This is a genomic window from Pseudomonas sp. PARCl1 (assembly GCF_947311875.1).
GTDB classification, from domain to species: domain Bacteria; phylum Pseudomonadota; class Gammaproteobacteria; order Pseudomonadales; family Pseudomonadaceae; genus Aquipseudomonas; species Aquipseudomonas juntendi.
The window spans coordinates 1-20608 of sequence record NZ_CAMZMX010000037.1; the positions used below are offsets into that span (position 1 = coordinate 1).

A 20608-nucleotide genomic window follows, 5' to 3' on the forward strand; every position below is an offset into this window, starting at 1 on the left:
GCACCAAGGCGTTCGCGCGCGAATCCCACAGGAATAATTGGCCCGAAACAAACGTAGGAGCGAGCGCAGCTCGCGATGCGCCGCGCGGGCGGCGCTCGCTCTAACAGGCGCTGCATACCTTGTGGCAAACACCTGTCAGCCCTGATGCGATCCCCGTGGGGCTTGCCGGCGATGAGGCCCGCCCAGGCAATACAAGACAGTTGCCCCCACAAGGCCGGTGCCAGGCATTCTCTACAAACCCTGCGCACTCGCGTAAACTGCCAGCCTTCGCGCAGCCTAGGGCTGCCCCTGTCGATTTACCAAAGGTGCCCGCCATGCCCTGGCTGCAAGTACGCCTGGCCATCAGCCCGGAACAAGCCGAAACCTACGAAGACGCCCTGCTTGAAGTAGGCGCCGTTTCTGTCACGTTCATGGATGCCGATGACCAGCCGATCTTTGAACCCGACCTCAATACCACCCCGCTGTGGTCGCACACCCATCTGCTGGCCTTGTTCGAAGCCGATACCGACGCTGAGCAGGTGTTCGCCCACCTGCGCCTGCTGACCGGCGCCGAACTGCCCGAGCACCAGGCCGAAGTGGTCGAGGACCAGGACTGGGAACGCAGCTGGATGGACAACTTCCAGCCCATGCGCTTTGGCCGCCGCCTGTGGATCGTGCCCAGCTGGCATGACGCCCCCGAGAAAGACGCGGTCAACCTGCTGCTCGACCCGGGCCTGGCCTTCGGCACCGGCACCCACCCCACCACCGCCCTGTGCCTGGAATGGCTCGATGGCCAGCAGCTCGAAGGCACCCAGGTGCTGGACTTCGGTTGCGGCTCGGGCATTCTGGCCATCGCCGCCCTGCTGCTCGGCGCCCGCGGGGCGGTGGGTACCGACATCGACGTGCAAGCCATCGAGGCTTCCCGCGACAACGCCCAGCGCAATGGCATCGCCGACGAGAAACTGGCCCTGTACCTGCCAGAGCACATGCCGGCGATGCAGGCCGACGTGCTGGTCGCCAACATCCTTGCCGGCCCGCTGGTGTCGCTGGCCCCGCAGCTGTCCGGGCTGGTTCGCCCAGGTGGCCTGCTGGCACTGTCGGGCATCCTTGCCGAGCAGGGCGAGGAAGTGGCCGCAGCCTATGCCGCCGACTTCGACCTGGACCCGATCGTCGTGCGCGACGGCTGGGTGCGCATCAGTGGTCGGCGCCGCTAAGCGGGCCTAGAATACTTTTCTGCACAGCTCCCGGATTGCCGCATGACCGACAGTTTCGTCACCCAGTGCCCGCATTGCCAGACCAGCTTTCGCGTCACCCACCACCAGCTGAGCGTAGCGCGCGGCGTGGTGCGGTGCGGCCATTGCCTGCAGGTGTTCAACGCCGCCAAGCAGTTGCTGGAGCAGAACCGCGCCGCCAGCGCCGCGCCAGCACCGGCGGCGGCGCCTGCTGCCCCGGCGGCGCCAGCGCTGCCCGACGCCGAGGCGGCAACGCCTGCCCCGCCCGAGGCGGCCAGCAGTGCGCCCACACCTGCGCCCGGGGAGGACTGGGCCGTCACCGCCGAGGCGCTCGATGCCCTTGACCTCGACAAAGAGCTGGAGCGCCTTGAGCGGCGTGGGGGGCCGGCGCAGGCACGCGCCGCCCGGCAGGATGACGGGTTGCAAGCGCGGCGCGATGAGGAGCATGCCGATGAGCCTGTGGACGACCTGTTCGGCACGGCAACCGATGACCCCCTCGAGCCGCCACTGCAGGCACAGCCTGCGCCAGTGCTGCTGACGCCAGAGCCACAGGCGCCAGACCTGCAGCCTGCCCCTGGCGAGCGCACCGAGCCCGTACTGGGCAGCAATTTCGACCTGGACTTCGACGACCAGCCGCCCGTGCAGCGCACTGGCGAAACCGGTGAGCCTGAAACACTCGGCGAACCGCTGCACACTGACGATGACGACATCCCGGAAAAAGGCCTGAGCGCGCGCGACGATGAACCGCTGCCACTGCAGCTGTCGGCGCGTGACGACGAGCTTGGCGAACCGCTGCCCGGTGAACGCCTGGAACCCGGCCTTGCCGGCAAGCCCGAGCGCACACCGCGCAAGGAGCCGCTGGTCGACGTGGTCGACGACCCCCTGCAACTGGGCTGGGAAAAGCCTGCGCCCAACTGGGGCAAGCGGATCCTGTGGGGCGTGCTGTCTTTGCTGGCCGCCGGCCTGCTGGCCTTCCAGTACGTGTGGTTCCACTTCGACGAAATGGCCCGCCAGGACCAGTACCGGCCCATGTTCCTGCAGCTGTGCCCGCTGGTCGGCTGCCAGGTGCCCACCCGTGTCGACATTGGCCGGATCAAGAGCAGCAACCTGGTGGTACGCAGCCACCCGGATTTCAAAGGCGCGCTCATCGTTGATGCGATCATCTACAACCGTGCGCCATTTGCCCAGCCATTCCCGTTACTCGAACTGCGCTTCGCCGACCTCAATGGCCAGTTGATCGCCAGCCGCCGCTTCAAGCCCAGCGAATACCTTTCGGGTGAGTTGGCGGGGCGTGGCGAAATGCCCAGCCAGACGCCGATCCACATAGCCCTGGACATCCTCGATCCCGGCCCGAAGGCGGTCAATTACAGCCTGAGCTTCCGTTCGCCGGAATAAGCGGCAAGCTTCAAGCTTCAAGCTTCAAGCTACAAGCTACAAGCTACAAGCTACAAGCTACAAGCTACAAGACGGAGCAGGCCGGCTGTCGGCTTGCTTGTCTTGTGGCTTGCAACTTGCCGCTTGTCGCCAGCCCCGGTTGTTCAGATTTTATCCAGTTCCATCTTTATCCGGTCACCGAGAGCGGGTATCATGCCAACCCTTTTTCGAACTCCAAGATTCGGCCCCACAACAGGGATCACCTATGTCGGCGGTACGCATCGGCCAATACACGCTACGCAACAACCTGATCCTCGCGCCCATGGCCGGGGTCACGGACCAGCCTTTCCGTACACTTTGCCAGCGCTTGGGCGCAGGCATGGTCGTGTCGGAAATGGTCAGCAGCGACATGAACCTGTGGAACAGCCGCAAGTCGAGCCTGCGCCGCATCCATGAGGGTGATCCCGAGCCGCGCTCGGTGCAGATCGCCGGCGGTGATGCGCAGATGATGGCAGCGGCAGCACGGGCCAATGTCGAGGCAGGCGCCCAGATCATCGATATCAACATGGGCTGCCCGGCAAAAAAAGTCTGCAACAAAGCTGCAGGCTCTGCTTTATTGAAGGATGAAGCCTTGGTCCACGAAATTCTCCACGCCGTGGTCGGCGCCGTGGACGTTCCGGTGACCCTGAAGATCCGCACCGGCTGGGACCGGGCGAACAAAAACGGCCTGAACGTGGCGAAAATCGCCGAGCAGGCCGGCATCCAGGCGCTGGCGGTACATGGCCGCACACGCGCCGACCTGTACACCGGCGAAGCCGAATACGACACCATCGCTGCCATCAAGCAGGCGGTGTCGATCCCGGTTTTTGCCAACGGCGACATCACGTCGCCCGAAAAGGCCCGGGCGGTGCTGGATGCCACCGGGGTCGATGGCCTGCTGATTGGCCGGGCTGCCCAGGGGCGGCCATGGATCTTTCGCGAGATCGAGCATTACCTGCGCACCGGCGAACACCTGCCGGCGCCGCAGCTGGACGAAGTGGAACACATTCTGCTGCAACACCTGGCCGCGCTGCATGCCTTCTATGGCGATGTGATGGGCGTACGTATCGCCCGCAAGCACGTTGGCTGGTACCTGGCAACACGACCCGGCGGCAAGGAGTTTCGCTCCCGGTTCAACGCTTTGGAAGACACACAAGCGCAGTGCGCCAACGTTCGCGCGTTTTTCAGCGAGCGTCGACAGAGCCTTGAGACAGAGGACGGACAAGGGGTGGCCGCATGACGATGATGACCGAGAATTTTGTGAGTGGAACAACGCCCGTGAGCGACAACGCCAACCTGAAACAGCACCTGAACACGCCGAGCGAAGAGGGCCAGACCCTTCGCGACAGCGTCGAGAAGGCGCTGCACAATTACTTCGCCCATCTGGAAGGCGCGACCGTCACGGACGTCTACAACCTGGTGCTCTCCGAAGTGGAGGCCCCCCTGCTCGAAAGCGTCATGAACTACGTGAAGGGCAACCAGACCAAGGCCAGCGAGATGCTCGGGCTGAACCGAGGCACGCTGCGCAAGAAGCTCAAGCAGTACGACTTGCTGTAACACAGAATCCCGACCAGAAAAGGCGGCTCCCTGAACAGAGGCGCCTTTTTTGCTGACTCCACCGCGTTATTGGAACCCGAAATGACCGACCAGACTACCCGCCTGCCAGTCCGCCGCGCCCTGATCAGCGTCTCCGACAAGACCGGTATCCTCGAATTCGCCCGTGAGCTGCAACAGCTCGGTGTCGAGATCCTGTCCACCGGCGGCACCTACAAGCTGCTCAAGGACAACGGCGTTGACGCGGTGGAAGTGGCTGACTACACCGGCTTTGCCGAAATGATGGACGGCCGGGTCAAGACCCTGCACCCGAAAATCCACGGCGGCATCCTCGGTCGTCGCGGTACCGACGACGCCATCATGAGCGAGCACGGCATCAAGCCGATCGATCTGGTTGCAGTCAACCTGTACCCGTTCGAAGCCACCATTTCCAAGCCTGGCTGTGACCTGCCGACCGCCATCGAAAACATCGATATCGGCGGCCCGACCATGGTCCGTTCGGCAGCCAAGAACCACAAGGACGTGGCCATCGTGGTCAACGCCAGCGACTACGCCGGCATCGTCGAAGGCCTCAAGGCCGGTGGCCTGACCTACGCCCAGCGCTTCGACCTGATGCTCAAGGCGTTCGAGCACACCGCCGCCTACGATGGCATGATCGCCAACTACATGGGCACCATCGACCAGGCCCAGCAGACCTTGTCGACGGCTGCACGCAGCGAATTCCCGCGCACCTTCAACAGCCAGTTCGTCAAGGCCCAGGAAATGCGCTACGGCGAGAACCCGCACCAGAGCGCGGCGTTCTACGTAGAAGCCAAGAAGGGCGAAGCCAGCATCTCCACCGCCGTGCAGCTGCAAGGCAAGGAACTGTCGTTCAACAACGTGGCCGACACCGACGCCGCGCTGGAGTGCGTGAAGAGCTTCGTCAAGCCGGCCTGCGTCATCGTCAAGCACGCCAACCCGTGTGGCGTGGCCGTGGTGCCGGAAGACGAAGGCGGCATCCGCAAGGCCTACGACCTGGCCTATGCCACCGACACCGAGTCGGCATTCGGCGGCATCATCGCCTTCAACCGTGAACTGGACGGCGAAACCGCCAAGGCCATCGTCGAGCGCCAGTTCGTCGAAGTGATCATCGCCCCGAAAATTTCCCAGGCGGCGCGCGACGTAGTGGCTGCCAAGCAGAACGTGCGCCTGCTGGAATGCGGCGAGTGGCCAGCCGAGCGCGCTGCCGGCTGGGACTTCAAGCGTGTCAACGGCGGCCTGCTGGTGCAAAGCCGTGATATCGGCATGATCACTGCCGATGACCTGAAGATCGTTACCAAACGTGCGCCAACCGAGCAGGAAATCCACGACCTGGTATTCGCCTGGAAAGTGGCCAAGTTCGTCAAGTCCAACGCCATTGTCTACGCCAAGCAGCGCCAGACCATCGGCGTGGGCGCTGGCCAGATGAGCCGCGTCAACTCTGCCCGCATCGCCGCCATCAAGGCCGAGCATGCCGGCCTGCAGGTACAGGGCGCGGTCATGGCCTCGGATGCGTTCTTCCCGTTCCGTGACGGCATCGACAATGCCGCCAAAGTGGGTATCAGCGCCGTGATCCAGCCGGGTGGTTCGATGCGTGACGCAGAAGTCATCGCCGCGGCTGACGAAGCGGGCATCGCGATGGTATTCACCGGTATGCGTCACTTCCGCCACTAATTACGCGGCCCCCGGGCAAGCGGCGATCCTGTGGGAGCGGGCGCGCCCGCGAATACGATGGTGAATTCACCGCCGCATTCGCGGGCACGCCCGCTCCCACAGCGCTCCCCGCCCGCCTCGGGGTCACCTGAATCGAGGTTTTGACATGAAAGTTTTGATCATCGGCAGCGGCGGCCGTGAGCACGCCCTGGCCTGGAAAGTCGCGCAGGACCCACGCGTAGAAAAAGTCTTCGTTGCCCCAGGCAACGCCGGCACCGCCATCGAAGCCAAGTGCGAAAACGTCGCCATCGATGTGTGCGCCCTGGAGCAACTGGCCGACTTCGCCGAGAAGAACGTCGACCTGACCATCGTCGGCCCGGAAGCGCCGCTGGTCATCGGTGTGGTCGACCTGTTCCGCAGCCGCGGCCTGGACTGCTTCGGCCCAACCAAGGGCGCGGCCCAGCTGGAAGGCTCCAAGGCCTTCACCAAGGACTTCCTGGCACGCCACAAGATCCCGACCGCCGACTACCAGAACTTCACCGAGATCGAGCCGGCGCTGGCCTACCTGCAGGAAAAAGGCGCGCCGATCGTGATCAAGGCCGACGGCCTGGCCGCGGGCAAAGGCGTGATCGTCGCCATGACCCTGGAAGAAGCCGAAGCCGCCGTGCGTGACATGCTGGCTGGCAACGCCTTCGGTGACGCCGGTTCGCGTGTGGTGATCGAGGAGTTCCTCGACGGCGAAGAAGCCAGCTTCATCGTCATGGTCGATGGCCACAACGTACTGCCAATGGCAACCAGCCAGGATCACAAACGCGTCGGTGACCAGGACACGGGCCCCAACACCGGCGGCATGGGTGCCTACTCCCCTGCCCCGGTGGTTACCGCCGACGTGCACCAGCGCGTGATGGACCAGGTGATCTGGCCCACCGTGCGCGGCATGGCAGAGGAAGGCAACGTCTACACCGGCTTCCTGTATGCCGGCCTGATGATCGACAAGGCGGGCAACCCCAAGGTCATCGAATTCAACTGCCGCTTCGGTGACCCGGAAACCCAGCCAGTCATGCTGCGCCTGGAGTCGAGCCTGGTGCTGCTGGTAGAAGCGGCCTTCGCCAAGGCGCTGGACAAGGTCGAAGCCCAGTGGGATCCACGCCCGAGCCTGGGCGTGGTACTGGCCGCTGGCGGTTACCCGGGCGACTACGCCAAGGGCGACGTGATCAACGGCCTGGACGCTGCAGCGCAGATCGAAGGCAAGGTGTTCCATGCCGGTACGTCGCTCAAGGATGGCCAGGTGGTCACCAACGGCGGCCGCGTGCTGTGTGCCACCGCCATGGGCAGCACCGTTGCCGACGCGCAGCAGCAGGCTTACCGCCTGGCCAAGGAAGTCAGCTGGAACGGCAGCTTCTACCGCACCGACATCGGCTACCGGGCCATTGCCCGTGAGCGCGGTGAACACCAGCAGTAACCACTACCGGCACGCCGCGGTGCCCTGTGCACCCGGCGCCCGGCTCGTCGACAAGGCCCGCCATGGGCCTTGCCTTCGGCTTGGTGCGCCGCGCATAGTTGATACCCGGCACATCGGCCAAGAAGGGATTTCGTAGTGCGTCGGCTTCGGATTGCCTCAGCTCTTATCGTCAGCTTGCTGACCTTGCTCTGCATGTTCCCGGCTGCGGCCGATCATGGCGGGGGCTGGTCGGTGCTGCTCGATGAACAGGCCAACTTGCAACTGAGCGACGTGCGTTCCGAGCGCTACCGTAACCAGTTCAGCCCGCTGATGCTTGCCGAACTGGATGCCGCACCGGCAGAACAAGCCCTGTGGCTGCATTACCGCCTGGAACCGGGCGACCAGGAACAATTACTGCGGGTTTTCGCCCCGGACCTGTCTGGCCTGGACCTCTACGCCCTCGAAGGCGACCAACTTCTGCGTCAGCTGCACCACGGGCGGCAGGCCGGCAACGCCAGCCCCACCCTGCGCGGCAGCGACCATGTACTCCCCCTGCCCAACAGCAAGCAACCGGTGGACATCTACCTGCGCCTGGTGTCCGAACACCAGCTGCGCCCGGCCATCAGCCTGGAGCCCGCCGCCCAGGCCGCCGCCGACCAGCGCCAGCCGCTGCTGTTCGGCATGCTGTTCGGCGGTTTGGTGATGCTGATCCTGCACAACCTGATCCGCTTCCTCTACAGCCGCTCCAGCACTTCCCTGGTGCTGGCGCTGTATCACGGCCTGATGCTGCTCAGCGGCCTTATCTTGCTGAACCTCAGCGGCCCGTGGTGGCATGTCTGGCACAGCGCACAAACGCCCGCGGCCTACCTGACCTTGGTACTGGCGGGGCTGGCCGGGCTGTATTTCACCCAGCACTTCTTCTCGCCGTGCAATTCGCCCCGGCTGAACCGTTTGCTGCAAGGTGAAATGCTGCTGGTCGGGCTCAGCGGCCTGGTGCTGCTGTTCGTCGATACCCTGCCCCTCAACCTGATGACCTACGCCCTGATGGCGCTGGGCACCGTGAGCATGCTGCTGGTCAGCAGCTACCAGTGGTACAAGGGCTATGCCCCCGCCCGGCTGTTCTGCCTGGCAATGGTGCTGTTCAACCTGGGTGGCCTGGTGCTGTTGCCGGCCCTGCTCGGCTTTACCCGCACTTCCACGCCATGGCTACTGAGCATTTTGCTGGGCCTGGCCGTGGCCAGCGGCCTGCTGCTCAACCTGGCGGTCAGCGAGCGCTTGCGGCGCATGAGTGAAGAGCGCTTCAGCGTCAGCCGGGCACTGGCTGCCAGCGATGCAGAAATCAACGCCAAAGCCGAGTTCCTGGCCAAGATCAGCCACGAAATCCGCACCCCGATGAACGGGGTGCTGGGCATGACCGAGCTGTTGCTGGGCACGCCGTTGTCGGTCAAGCAGCGCGACTACGTGCAGACCATCCACAGCGCGGGCAACGAACTGCTGACCCTGATCAACGAGATACTCGACATTTCCAAGCTCGAGTCCCGGCAGATCGAGCTGGATGATGTGCAGTTCGACCTCAACGCGCTGATCGAGGACTGCCTGAACATATTCCGCGCCAAGGCCGAACAGCAGAACATCGAGCTGATCAGCTTTACCCAGCCGCAGGTGCCGCGGGTCATCAGCGGTGACCCCACGCGGCTGCGCCAGGCGTTGTCCAGCTTGCTGGAAAACGCACTGAAAAACACCGACCAGGGCGAGATCCTGCTGGTGGTGGCCCTGGATCAGCGTGGTGAGGTGCCACGCCTGCGCATTGCCGTGCAGGACAGTGGCGAGCCGCTGCCGGCCGCAGACCGCGAGGCCCTGCTGCAGGCCGAACTGCACAGCCACCATTTCCTCTCCAGCAGCAAGCTGGGCGGCCACCTGGGGCTGGTCATCGCCAAGCAACTGATCGGCCTGATGCAAGGTGAATTCGGCATCAAGAGCAGCACCGGCATGGGCAATACCCTCTGGCTGACCCTGCCGCTGGACCCTTCGCGCCTGGAACAGCCCCTGGCCGACCTCGAAGGCCCGCTGCGCGATGCCCGGGTGCTGGTAGTGGACGACAACGATACCTGCCGCAAAGTGCTGGTGCAGCAGTGCAGTGCCTGGGGCATGAATGTCAGCGCGGTGCCGTCAGGCAAGGAGGCCCTGGCCCTGTTGCGCACCAAGGCGCACCTGCGCGACTACTTCGACGCCGTGCTGCTGGACCAGAACATGCCCGGCATGACCGGCATGCAGCTGGCCGCCAAGATCAAGGAAGACCCCAGCCTGAACCACGACATTCTGGTGGTCATGCTCACCGGTATCAGCAACGCGCCCAGCAAAGTCATCGCGCGTAACGCCGGGGTCAAACGGATACTCGCCAAGCCGGTGGCCGGTTATACCCTGAAAACCACCCTGGCCGAGGAGCTGGCCCAGCGCGGCCGCGAGCAGGCGCTACCCGCCAGCCCGCCTGGGGTCCCGCAGGCATTGGACTTGCCAGCAGATTTCCGCGTACTGGTGGCCGAGGACAACAGCATTTCGACCAAGGTGATACGCGGCATGCTCGGCAAGCTGAACCTGCAACCAGACACCGCCAGCAATGGTGAGGAAGCCCTGCAGGCCATGAAAGAAAGGCATTACGACCTGGTCTTGATGGACTGTGAAATGCCTGTGCTGGACGGTTTCTCGGCCACCCGGCAGCTGCGCGCCTGGGAAGCCGCCAACAAGCGCCAGCGCACCCCGGTGGTGGCGCTGACGGCGCATATTCTTGCCGAGCACAAGGAACGCGCGCGGCTGGCCGGCATGGACGGGCACATGGCCAAGCCGGTGGAGTTGTCGCAACTGCGCGAACTGATTCAGTACTGGGCCAGCCAGCGCGAAGCCGCGACAGACCCGGCGCACATTTCCTGACCTGCCGGCGCAGGCCCACCACAGCCCAAGCCCACGCCAACCAACTTTGCCAAGGACCCGCGCTCATGCTCCATGAGTTGTTCAGCGTCTACCTGAAAATGCTCGTGCTCTACAGCCCGTTCTTCGTGCTGTCGTGCTTCATCAGCCTGACCCGTGGCCACTCCAGCAAAGAACGCAAGCAACTGGCCTGGAAGGTAGCCTTTGCCGCGCTCATCGCCAGCGTGCTGCTGTACCTGTTCGGCCGGGCGATCTTCGGTATTTTCGGCATCACCGCCGACGCCTTCCGGATCGGCGCGGGCAGTGTGCTGTTCATTTCTGCGCTGGGCATGGCCCAAGGCAAGTCCGCGGTACAGGCCGACAACGTGCAACAGGACGTCACCATCGTGCCGCTGACCATCCCGTTGACCGTCGGGCCCGGTACCATCGGCGCCCTGCTGGTAATGGGCGTCAGCCAACCGCACTGGGGCGACAAGTTGCTGGCAATCATCGGCATAGCCTTGGCCAGCTTCACCGTGGGTGTGGTGCTGTACCTGTCGCACCGCATCGAGCGCCTGCTCGGTGACCAGGGCCTGCAGATCGTCAGCCGGCTGATGGGCCTGTTCGTCTGCGCTCTGGCTGCACAGATCATCTTCACCGGCATCAAGGGCTACCTGGCACCTTAAAGGCCGTATTCGAGAATACGGTTCAACGAGGCTTGCACCACCCGCTCCTGCACTTTGCCCAAGAAGCTGTTCTCGAAGGCCAGCACATTGAACCGCACCAGTTCCGCCCGCACCACCCGGTGGCTACGCTTGTGGCTGAGGAAGCCAGCCTTGAATGCCGCGTGGCTGTCGACCTCATGGTAAAGCACCATGTCGACCCGGCCGGCACCGGCGGGCGCACATGGCAGTAGCTGGAAATGCTGGCGCTCGTATGCACACCGTTCCAGCTCACGCAGCACCGAGGGCTGCCTCAACAGTTTCCGGATGGAGAGCCCGGTCGCCGTTGCATAGCGCTCCCCCGCCTTGTCAGCGATGGTTTCCAGAACCTGATCGGTCTGTTTGGCACGGCGCGGGTCGGGGCAATGCGCCTGCTCGGGAGACACCGAGTCCCAGCCCATGAACTTGAGCTGGTTGCGGTAGTAGTCGAACCAGTTCTCGATCAAGCCCTCCCTGTACGCTGTTTGCGTGGCCCGCTCGGCCATCGCCAGGGCCAGCTTCACCTTGCTCGCCTGGGCTGCGTCCATTCCTGGCAAGAACGACACGATACCGGCACCGATTACCGCAGGGGCAACGTTCGTCATGGTGTTGCCCCCACTACTGGCGCATAAGGGTCGAAGCGGTAGTCACCCCGGGCATTCCTGTCCTCCATCAGCGCCTGCAGTGCAGTGCGCTGGTGCTCGAAGCGCCCGTTATCCAGTGCCAGGGAAATACCATCGAACTCGGCTTCGCCCCTGAGTACCTGCTCGCTCAGCAGCACATCCAAGGGCACGGCAGAAATACGCTCGTCGACCTGCAGCGTGATGCTGCAAAGATCGAGGGTCGGCCCGGCCTTCAGCAGCCCCACCTCCACGACCAGCCTGGAGCGCTGGCCCTGCTCCTGGGCGCTGAACTTCAGCAAATGGCCAACACCCTGGGCAGAGCGGCGCAGGCCTGCCCTTACCGTGCTCAGAAGGGCTTCGGGGCTGATCGCGCGCATTTTCAACCAGGCTTCCAGCGGCTGGGGCTGGGTGCTGCGAACGGGTTGCCCCAGCTGTTTGAGGTCGTGGGTGCTGGCCAGCTTGATCCAGCCCAATTGGCGAAATGCCTCGCGGTTGGCCGCGTACCAGGCGTCATACTGCTCGAAACGCGACCCGGCGTGCTTGTTGGCCACCAGTTGGGCGTACAGTATCGAGTCGAAAGCGGCCTGGCGCAGTATTTCGCCCGCCCTCTGCGGGTAAACCAACGCCGTGCCACCGATCAGCATCAGTTGCTCGGATGCTTTATCCATGTGTGTTGCCTCATTTCAAGGAGAGTCGAAAAGGCGGCATCGGCGAAATGCCGCCAGGCAATCAGATGTCGTACTGCAGAACGTTCTCGACGCTGCGCACGCCCAGTTTGTTTTCCACGGTTTCGCGCACTTTGTCGTAGACGAAGTTGTTGAGGGTGAGCACCGCCGTACCGGCGTAGTAGCGGCTCTTGTTCAGCTTCCACTGGATGCCCAGCACGTCGTCGTCCAGCTGCGGGGCAGACGCCTGGATGCAACTGATCACCATGACCACATCACCTTGTTCGGTCTCGATGCACGCAGCCAGGCCGACCATGCCCCGGGTCTTGTTCTTGCGCTTGTGGTCGAGCACTTTGGCGTCGCTCTCGACGGTGGCCATCTTGTCGAAGGCCTTTTTGGCCAGGCTGCCCAGTGGGGTGCCGCCCAACATTGCGTTGCCGGCAACGGCTATAGCACGTACAGCAATGGCGCCGACGGTGACCGACAGCTCAGCCGATGTTTCCTGCTCGAAGCTGCGCTTGGGGATGGTGAAGCCCAGGTCACGCATCACATCGATGAGCTTGTCATACCACTCCCTGCTCTGCTTTTCGGCATCGAAGGCTTTGTCCGCCACCAAGGTGGCAAAGTGGTATGCATTCTTGCAGTCATGGCGGCTTTGCACGGACATACCCGCGCCACAGGCAAGCAGGTTGCCTTCGACCAGGACGGCGGCGTCGCGGGTAGTGGCTTGTGTTTCAGACATCGGGAAACTCCTTGGTGGTTACCCCTGAATCAGGGGCAGCCACCTTAGCCAGCGTGCTCGCAAGACAGCGCGCTGAAGGGTTTCCGCGGCAGCTAGCTGGCCGAAGGGTACCAACGTGGCGTGTAGGCCCACACCCCACCCGTGAGGCGAGGAAACACGCAGGTTGTGGAGGAGCCCACCAGCACCATGGTGCGCATGTCGACCATTTCTGGCAGCAGCTCGGCCAATGTGACTACCTTGAGCGTCTGCCCTGGCCTACCGATATCACGCCCCAGGACTACAGGCGTGTTGCCAGCACGGTGCCGCCGAACCACCTCGAGCGCCACGCCGAGCTGATGCGGCCTCGAGCGGGAAATCGGGTTGTAGAATGCCAACACCAGGTCAGCCTGGGCGGCCAGGTCCAGGCGCTTCTCGATGATGGACCAGGGTTTGAGGTTGTCCGACAGCGACATCACGCAGAAGTCATGGCCCAGCGGTGCACCTGCCTGGGCAGCGGTCGCCAGCGAGGCGGATACCCCCGGCAGGATCTCCAGGTCGACCCGGTGCCACGCCGGGTCGGTCGACGCGTGCAGCGCTTCGAGCACTGCCGCCGCCATGGCGAACACCCCCGGGTCGCCCGACGACACCACCACCACCGAACGGCCTTGGGCCGCCAGCTCGAAAGCATGCCTGGCGCGTTGCATCTCTTCGCGGTTGTCGGTGCAGTGCAGCACCTGGTCGCTACGGAACGGCCCGGCCATGCGCACATAGGTTTCATAGCCAAGCACGTCCTGCGCCCGGGCCAATTCCGCCTTGACCGCTGGCACCATCAGCTCGGCAGCGCCCGGCCCCAGGCCGATAACGGCCAAACGGCCGCGGCGGCGGCCCAGCCGCTCCACCTCGACCGGGGCGGGAGCCACCGCGATGACCACGTCGCCCTGCCCGATCAGTTGGGCACCGGGCAATGCCGCCGCCAGCATGCTGGCAACATCGCCTGGCTGGGCCGCGAAGCGCAGGGCAACCCCCAAAGCCTGCGCCGCTTCGTGCAGGGTGGTGTCGGCCATGGCGTGCTCGCCCGCCAACACACAGGCCACAGCTGGCTCGGCGATGCCGGCCTGCTGCAAGGCAGCACGGATAGTGTGCAGCGCGCCGCTTGCAACCCCCACGACCACCGAGCGCGGGTGGATCAGCAACTCGTCGCGGCTGGCAGGGCGCGCCAGGTGCCCCACATGAATGGTGCGCCGGGCCACCTCGCTGGCGGGCAATTGCGCCTGCTGCAGCCAGGGCGCATGCCCCTCGACCCGCACCGACTCGCCAGCCAGCAGGTCGGAAACAAAGCGCTTGCCTTGCTCGACATCGGCCAGGGCATAGCCTTGCGGCGGGTTCAGCAGGCAGGTGCCGAAACGCAGTTCGCCGCTGGTGGTGATAGCGGCGGCAACACCCAGCGCCGCGCCGATTTTCCGCGCCATCACGTTCACCCCGCCCAGGCCACCGAGCAATGGCACCACCGCACTGCCATCTTCAGCCACGGCCAGCACCGGCGGTTCGCTGCCCTTCTCGCCGAGCAGGGGCGCCAGGCTGCGAATGACGATACCGGCTGCGCACAGTGCAATGATCGGGGTGGCTTGCTGGTACAGCGCCCGCAGGGTGTCGCCAAAGGCACTGTAGTAGCAGTCGGCGCCCTCCACCCGGCCCTGCAGGCCATGGATCAAAGCCTGTGGATAACACTGCTGGATGCGCTGTGCCGTCAACAGGCTGCCTGGCCCGAGAATGACGATGGCCGGTGCCGGGTTCATGGTCAGCCCTGCCATTTTTCCCCCGGCACGATGATCAGCGAAAAGTACGGCGACGACAGCGGGTCGACCTGGTCCAGCGGCACGATTTTCTGGTTGGCCATGGTCGCCCGTTCAACGTACAGCGCGCGCCCGTCCAGGCCTAGCTCGGCCAGCACGTCGCGGACCTTGGGGAAGTTGCGGCCAAGCTTCATGATCACCGCCGCATCGGCGTCGGCCAGGCGGCGCTTCAGCTCATCGGCCGGCAGCACCCCCGACAGCACGGACAAACTCTGGTTGCGGTACACCAAGGGCGCGCCCAGCACCGAAGCGCCCCCCAGCATGGAGCACACGCCAGGAATCACCTCGGCCTCATAACGCTGTGCCAGGCGGTCGTGCAGGTACATGTACGAGCCGTAGAAAAACGGGTCGCCTTCGCAGATCACCGCCACGTCACGGCCGGCATCCAGGTGCTCGGCCACTTGCACGCTGGCTTCGTCGTAGAAGTCGCTGATGACCTGTTCATAGGACAAAGGCGCCGGCAGGGCTTCGGTGGTCACCGGGTAGACCAGCGGCAGCAGGGTCTGGGCAGGCTGCAGGTGCGCCTCGATGATGCCGAAGGCATTGCCACGCTTGCCCTTGGCCACGAAGTAGCCGACCACCGGGGCCTCGCGCAGCAGGCGCAGGGCCTTGACGGTGATCAGCTCGGGGTCGCCGGGGCCTACGCCCAGGCCCAGCAGTCGTCCACGCGGCGCCATCATTCCACCTCCGTGGCCAGGGCGTTGACCGCGGCAGCAGCCATTGCGCTGCCGCCCAGGCGGCCTTGCATGATCACGAACGGCACGCCGCGGCTGTCGGCAGCGAGCATCGCCTTGGACTCGGCAGCACCGACGAAGCCGACCGGGAAGCCGAGGATCAGCGCCGGCTTGGGCGCACCGGCGTCGAGCATTTCCAGCAGGTAGAACAGGGCGGTGGGGGCGTTGCCGATGACCACCACGCTGCCCTCCAGGTGCGGGCGCCACAACTCCAGGGCCACGGCCGAACGGGTGTTGCCGGCCTCTTTGGCCAGGCCAGGCACGCTGGGGTCACGCAGGGTGCAGATGACCTGGTTGTCGGCTGGCAGGCGGGCCCGGGTGATGCCCTCGGCGACCATGTGCGCATCGCACAGGATCGGTGCGCCGTTGCGCAGCGCTTCGCGCCCGGCATGGCCAGCGCCTGCAGAGAACTGCAGGCCATCGATGGCCTCGACCATGCCACAGGCGTGGATCACCCGCACGGCGAGCTTTTCGAGGTCTGCGGGGATCCGCTCGAGCCGGGCTTCCTCGCGGATGATCCGGAAGGAATTGCGATAGATCTCCTGACCATCGCGGATGTAGTCAATCATCAAGGTGCTCCGTCGGCAGGTCGAGCATGGCGCCTGCTTCATTCAAGGTAAGGTCGGTGCCGCGCAGGGCGCCAAAGCCTGGCTGGCACGCGTCACGCAGGTACAGGTCATAACGGCCCGGTGAACGGGCCAACAGGGTGGCCGGGGCAACGTGGGCCACGGCGCAGGAACGGGGGCAGCCAGACAAGTGCACGCTGCCCGGGGCGCCAGGGCCGAGCAGCGCGGCCAGGGCCACGGCATCGCCCTTGGTCTCGCCCAGGGCCTTGGCGCAGCCGCTGCTGCCGGTGCAGGCGCTGATACGTGCCAGCGGCTCATCCACGTGGCAAAGCAGGCCCAGGGCAGACAACCCGGCCTGGGCCTGCTCGATGTGCTGCGCCGGCAGGTTGGTCAGCACCAGGCTTTGCCATGGGCTCAGGCGCAGGCTGCCGTCGCCCAGCTCACGGCAGACCTGGGCGACGCCGCGCAGCATGGCCGGGGTCAGGCGGCCCTGCGCCGGGGCAACGCCAAGGGCCAGGCCGCGGGCCTGGGGCAGCTTGCCCAACCACACGGGAGCAGGCTGGTGCCGGCGCCAGCCGAGCACGGCAGCGTCGCGGCGGATATCCAGAGGCAGGCCTTCGACAAACTCGCCGGCCGGGCAGGCTTCCAGCAGCTGGCGCATGCGCGAATGCGCGGGGCTGGCCAGGTCGAGGAAACGGTCGAGCACGGCACGCACCAAGGCCAGGCCATCGGCCAGCGGCACCGCACCCAGCACTTGGCCATCTGCCGGGCAACCCGCCAGGCCGAACGCCAGCCAGGTTTGCCGGCCCAGGCGCAAGGCCGACAACCACAGGTCGTGAGGGTGTTCGAGCATGGCCAGGGCCTCGCCGGCATCGAGCTGCACGGCGAACTTGGCCGACAACTGGTGGAGGCGCGGGGTGCTTTCGAGCAGGTCTAGAACCTGCCCGGCCAGGGGCCGTGCATCCAGCAGCATGGCCGGATCATGCCCGGCCAGCGGGCTGAGCATCAGGTTGCGCACATCGTCGCCTGCCGCATCGCGCGGGCCCAGGCCTGCCGCGAGCAAGGTCTCGACCAGGGCGTGGTGTGCATTGCCGATGCCGCGGATCTGCAGGTTGCCACGGTTGGTGGCCTCGATCACGCCGCCGGCGAATCGCTCGGCAGCGGCGGCTACTGCATCGGCCTGGTCGGCCAGCAGCAGGCCGCCCGGTAGTTTGATCCGGCAGATACCGCCATCCCGGGCACTGACGATGCGCCACAACCCCGGGCAAGCCGAGGGACGTGGGGTAACAGCGGGGGCATCGGCCTGGGTCAATGGAGTATCCGGCAATCTGTGAAAGTGCGCTTGAGTGTAGAAGGCGCGGTATTATGCCTGCTTTGGCCGGCGGCATGAAAAGCCGGTGGTCGAGCATCATTCGGGTTTGAGCAGAAATTCTGGTGCGCTGTGCGCCCCAGAATCTTTAAGAGGTATGAATGACACCCTGGCTGACAGTAGTAGGCATCGGCGAAGACGGCTTCCCTGGCTTGGGCAAACAAGCCCGGCGCGCCCTGCTGGGTGCCACGAAGATTGTCGGCAGCCCCCGCCAGCTGGCCCTGCTGCCGCACTGCACGCGCGCTGAACAACTGCCCTGGCCCAGCCCATTCTCGCTGAACCCGGTACTGGCCCTGCGTGGCGAGCCGGTGTGCGTGCTGGCCAGCGGCGACCCCATGTTCTACGGCGTCGGGGCCAGCCTGGCGCGCCTGGTGCCCGCGGCCGAAATGCGCGTGCTGTCGATGCCTTCCTCCTGCGCCCTGGCAGCGGCCCGCCTGGGCTGGCCAGTGCAGGACCTGCACGTGGTGTCACTGGTGGCGCGGCCGCTGGCTGCCCTCAACGCCCACCTGCACAGCGGGCTGCGCCTGCTGGTGCTGAGCAACGATGGCGACAGCCCGGCGGCCATCGCTGCACTGCTCTGCGAACGTGGCTTCGGGCCCAGCCGCCTGCAGGTGTTCGAGCACCTCGGTGGCGAAGCCGAACGCACGCTGGTCGGCACTGCCCAGGACTGGCCGCACACCGATATCGCTGCGCTCAACCTGGTGGCCATCGATTGCAAGGCCACGCCCCACGCCCCCCGTCACCATCGCTTGGCCGGGCTGCCCGACAGCGCTTTTCGCCACGACGGCCAGCTGACCAAGCGCGATGTCCGCGCCATGACCCTGGCGCGCCTGGCGCCGCAGCCAGGCGAACTGCTGTGGGACGTGGGTGCTGGCTGCGGCTCGATCGGTATCGAATGGATGCGCGCCCACCCGGCCTGCCGCGCCCTGGCCATCGAGGCCGACGAAGGCCGCCAGGGCTTCATCGAACATAACCGCGATGCGCTGGGTGTTCCCGGCCTGCAGCTGGTTCGCGGCAAGGCGCCGGCAGCGTTGCATGGGCTGGAGCCGCCCGATGCCATTTTCATCGGCGGCGGCGTCACCCGCGAAGGGGTGCTCGACCTGTGCTGGGCCAGCCTGCGCCCTGGCGGGCGCCTGGTGGCCAATGCGGTGACCCTGCAAAGCGAACTGGCCTTGGCGCATTTTCGCCAACAGCACGGCGGCGAACTGACCCGCGTGCATGTCGCCCATGCCCAGCCACTGGGCGCGTTCGACACCTGGCGCCAGGCGCTGCCGATCACCCTGCTGGAAGTGCAGAAACCCGTCGATGCGTGAAGAAACCCGCGAACAGCCCGCCCCACTGCGCAGCGGCCTGACCACCGGCAGTTGCGCTACCGCCACCAGCCTGGCGGCAGCCAAGCTGTTGCTCACCGGGCAGCGTGACGACGCCGTGGCTATCACCCTGCCCAAAGGCAAGGTGGTGCAGATGCGCCTGGAATTCTGTCGCCTGGTGGGCGAATGCGCCGAAGCCGGGACCGTCAAGGATGCCGGCGATGATCCCGACGTGACTCATGGTGCGCTGCTGTACACCCGGGTGCGCCTGCTGGGCGAACCTGGGGTGCGTTTTGTCGCTGGCAGCGGCGTCGGCACCGTGACCCGCCCCGGGCTGGTGCTGGCGGTCGGTGAACCTGCCATCAACCCGGTGCCCCGGCGCATGATCAGCGAGCACCTGCAGCGCCTGGCCGATGAGTGTGGCCACCCTGGAGGCTTCGAGGTCACGGTCAACGTGCAGGGTGGTGAACAGTTGGCGCTGAAGACCATGAATCCGCGCCTGGGCATCCTCGGCGGCCTGTCGATCCTCGGCACCAGCGGTATCGTGCGGCCATTCTCCTGCGCCGCCTATATCGCCTCGATCCACCAGGGCATCGACGTGGCTCACACCAACGGCTACACCCACATCGCCGCCTGCACCGGCAACGCCAGTGAAGACACCATGCGCCGTGTCTACGGCCTGCCCGAAATCGCCCTGATCGAAATGGGCGACTTCGTCGGCGCGGTGCTCAAGCACCTGCGCAAGGTGCCGGTGCCGCGCCTGACCTTGTGCGGCGGCTTTGGCAAGATCAGCAAGCTGGCTGCCGGGCACATGGACCTGCACAGCCGCCATTCCAGCATCGACCTGCCGCAGCTGGCCGGCTGGGCAGCGGCGATCGGTGCTGACACAGCCCTGCAAGCCGCGATCATCGACGCCAATACCAGCCAGCAGGCTCTCGCACTGGCGCATGCGGCCGGTATCGCGCTGGGTGATGCGGTGTGCGCCCATGCCCTGGCCTTTGCCCGCAGCGTGGTGCCGGCGGCAGTGCAGGTGGAAGTGTTCGCCATCGACCGCCAGGGCGGCATTGTCGGCAAGGCTGGCGTGGCATGACCGCCCGTATCCTGCTGCTGGGTGGCATCACCGAGGCCCTGGCCATCGCCCGCCGCCTCGGCCCCCAGCATGTCTACAGCCTGGCCGGTATCGGCCGTGTGCCGCAGGACCTGCAATGCCAGGTGCGGGTCGGTGGCTTCGGTGGCGCCGAAGGCCTGGCGCGCTACTTGCGCGACTCGGGCATTACCCTGCTGATCGACGCCACCCACCCCTATGCAGCACAGATCAGCGGCAATGCCGCCCAGGCCGCACGCAGCGCCGGCATCCCCTGTTGGGCCCTGCGCCGCGCGGCCTGGCAGGCGCAAAAGGGGGATGACTGGCGCGAAGTGGCAGACTGGGCGCACTTGATCGCAGCACTGCAGCCGTTTCGCCGGCCGCTGTTCACGCTGGGCCGTGAGCCGCTGCAGCACCTGGACGAAATTCCGCCACAGCAGTTCTGGACCTTGCGGGCACTGGAGGCCTGCCCCGGCAATGAGCGCTGCGAGGTGATCGGTGCGCGCGGGCCGTTTGTTCTCGAGGATGAACGGGCATTGTTCCAGCGGCGCAGCATCGACGTGTTGATCAGCAAGAACAGCGGCAGCGTGGCGACCGAACCCAAACTGGAAGTGGCGCGTGAGCTGGGGGTGCCGGTGCTGGTCCTGAAACGCCCGGCGTTGCCAGCGGTGGATCGTGCATTCGACACGCCGTTGGCGCTGCTGGCCGCGCTGGGCCTGCACTGACAGCTTTTTCGGATTTTTCCGTACGCCCTGCAAGTGGCCCAGTAGCGCCCCGCTGCCTTACAC

The 20608-nt window shown here is 65.4% G+C and carries 18 protein-coding genes; 11 read left to right on the forward strand and 7 right to left on the reverse strand.

Going from position 1 to position 20608, the window contains the following annotated elements:
* Positions 1-314: 314 nt before the first annotated feature.
* The 8 genes from prmA (at position 315) to QME24_RS18180 (ending at position 10880) form a co-directional block, all read left to right on the forward strand.
* A complete protein-coding gene (prmA, locus tag QME24_RS18145) occupies positions 315-1193 on the forward strand; it encodes a 50S ribosomal protein L11 methyltransferase (protein ID WP_280091406.1) in 879 nt (292 codons plus the stop codon).
* 42 nt (positions 1194-1235) lie between these two features.
* Positions 1236-2606, forward strand: coding sequence for a DUF3426 domain-containing protein (locus QME24_RS18150; RefSeq protein WP_280091405.1), 1371 nt, complete (start codon positions 1236-1238; stop codon positions 2604-2606).
* 244 nt (positions 2607-2850) lie between these two features.
* Positions 2851-3864, forward strand: coding sequence for a tRNA dihydrouridine synthase DusB (gene dusB / locus QME24_RS18155; RefSeq protein WP_009683257.1), 1014 nt, complete (start codon positions 2851-2853; stop codon positions 3862-3864).
* Positions 3861-4181: a DNA-binding transcriptional regulator Fis gene (gene fis / locus QME24_RS18160; RefSeq protein ID WP_003249693.1), complete on the forward strand. Its 321-nt coding sequence runs from the start codon at positions 3861-3863 to the stop codon at positions 4179-4181. The genes dusB and fis overlap by 4 nt, the downstream gene beginning before the upstream one ends.
* An 81-nt stretch (positions 4182-4262) precedes the next feature.
* The gene (purH, locus tag QME24_RS18165; RefSeq protein WP_009683258.1) at positions 4263-5870 is read left to right on the forward strand and encodes a bifunctional phosphoribosylaminoimidazolecarboxamide formyltransferase/IMP cyclohydrolase; all 1608 of its coding nucleotides are present in this window, start codon (positions 4263-4265) and stop codon (positions 5868-5870) included.
* 145 nt (positions 5871-6015) lie between these two features.
* A complete protein-coding gene (gene purD / locus QME24_RS18170; RefSeq protein WP_054913305.1) occupies positions 6016-7311 on the forward strand; it encodes a phosphoribosylamine--glycine ligase in 1296 nt (431 codons plus the stop codon).
* A 135-nt stretch (positions 7312-7446) separates the two neighbouring features.
* A complete protein-coding gene (locus QME24_RS18175) occupies positions 7447-10218 on the forward strand; it encodes a hybrid sensor histidine kinase/response regulator (protein ID WP_110676693.1) in 2772 nt (923 codons plus the stop codon).
* Between the two features lie 65 nt (positions 10219-10283).
* Positions 10284-10880: a MarC family protein gene (locus QME24_RS18180; RefSeq protein ID WP_009683262.1), complete on the forward strand. Its 597-nt coding sequence runs from the start codon at positions 10284-10286 to the stop codon at positions 10878-10880.
* Here QME24_RS18180 and QME24_RS18185 read toward each other — a convergent pair.
* The 7 genes from QME24_RS18185 to cobG all read right to left on the reverse strand — a co-directional run bounded on the left by QME24_RS18185 (position 10877) and on the right by cobG (position 17384).
* The gene (locus QME24_RS18185; protein ID WP_054913304.1) at positions 10877-11500 is read right to left on the reverse strand and encodes a hypothetical protein; all 624 of its coding nucleotides are present in this window, start codon (positions 11498-11500) and stop codon (positions 10877-10879) included. The two genes, QME24_RS18180 and QME24_RS18185, sit on opposite strands and share 4 nt — an antisense overlap.
* Entirely contained in the window at positions 11497-12186 is a 690-nt protein-coding gene (locus QME24_RS18190) for a hypothetical protein (protein WP_082414636.1), read from the reverse strand. Before QME24_RS18190 ends, QME24_RS18185 begins: the two co-directional genes overlap by 4 nt.
* A gap of 61 nt (positions 12187-12247) precedes the next feature.
* Positions 12248-12925, reverse strand: a complete 678-nt coding sequence (locus QME24_RS18195) for a hypothetical protein (RefSeq protein ID WP_192441100.1) — start codon at positions 12923-12925, stop codon at positions 12248-12250.
* A 92-nt stretch (positions 12926-13017) separates the two neighbouring features.
* Positions 13018-14715 carry a precorrin-3B C(17)-methyltransferase gene (gene cobJ, locus QME24_RS18200; protein WP_280091404.1) on the reverse strand — a complete coding sequence of 566 codons (1698 nt, stop codon included), beginning with the start codon at positions 14713-14715 and terminating at the stop codon, positions 13018-13020.
* On the reverse strand, positions 14703-15437 hold the full coding sequence (locus QME24_RS18205) for a precorrin-2 C(20)-methyltransferase (RefSeq protein WP_033690487.1): 735 nt from the start codon (positions 15435-15437) through the stop codon (positions 14703-14705). The genes cobJ and QME24_RS18205 overlap by 13 nt, the downstream gene beginning before the upstream one ends.
* Positions 15434-16060, reverse strand: a complete 627-nt coding sequence (locus tag QME24_RS18210) for a precorrin-8X methylmutase (RefSeq protein WP_009683269.1) — start codon at positions 16058-16060, stop codon at positions 15434-15436. Before QME24_RS18210 ends, QME24_RS18205 begins: the two co-directional genes overlap by 4 nt.
* Positions 16053-17384 (reverse strand): precorrin-3B synthase, encoded by a 1332-nt coding sequence (gene cobG / locus QME24_RS18215; protein ID WP_280091403.1) that lies wholly within the window; start codon positions 17382-17384, stop codon positions 16053-16055. Before cobG ends, QME24_RS18210 begins: the two co-directional genes overlap by 8 nt.
* Positions 17385-17527: 143 nt before the next feature.
* Between cobG and cbiE the strand changes: the two genes are divergently transcribed.
* The 3 genes from cbiE to QME24_RS18230 are packed head-to-tail and all read left to right on the forward strand — an operon-like array spanning position 17528 to position 20545.
* Complete coding sequence (gene cbiE, locus QME24_RS18220) at positions 17528-18739, forward strand: precorrin-6y C5,15-methyltransferase (decarboxylating) subunit CbiE (RefSeq protein ID WP_280091402.1); 1212 nt, start codon at positions 17528-17530, stop codon at positions 18737-18739.
* On the forward strand, positions 18732-19826 hold the full coding sequence (locus QME24_RS18225) for a cobalt-precorrin-5B (C(1))-methyltransferase (RefSeq protein ID WP_029885701.1): 1095 nt from the start codon (positions 18732-18734) through the stop codon (positions 19824-19826). The genes cbiE and QME24_RS18225 overlap by 8 nt, the downstream gene beginning before the upstream one ends.
* Complete coding sequence (locus QME24_RS18230) at positions 19823-20545, forward strand: cobalt-precorrin-6A reductase (protein ID WP_280091401.1); 723 nt, start codon at positions 19823-19825, stop codon at positions 20543-20545. The genes QME24_RS18225 and QME24_RS18230 overlap by 4 nt, the downstream gene beginning before the upstream one ends.
* Positions 20546-20608: the final 63 nt, after the last annotated feature.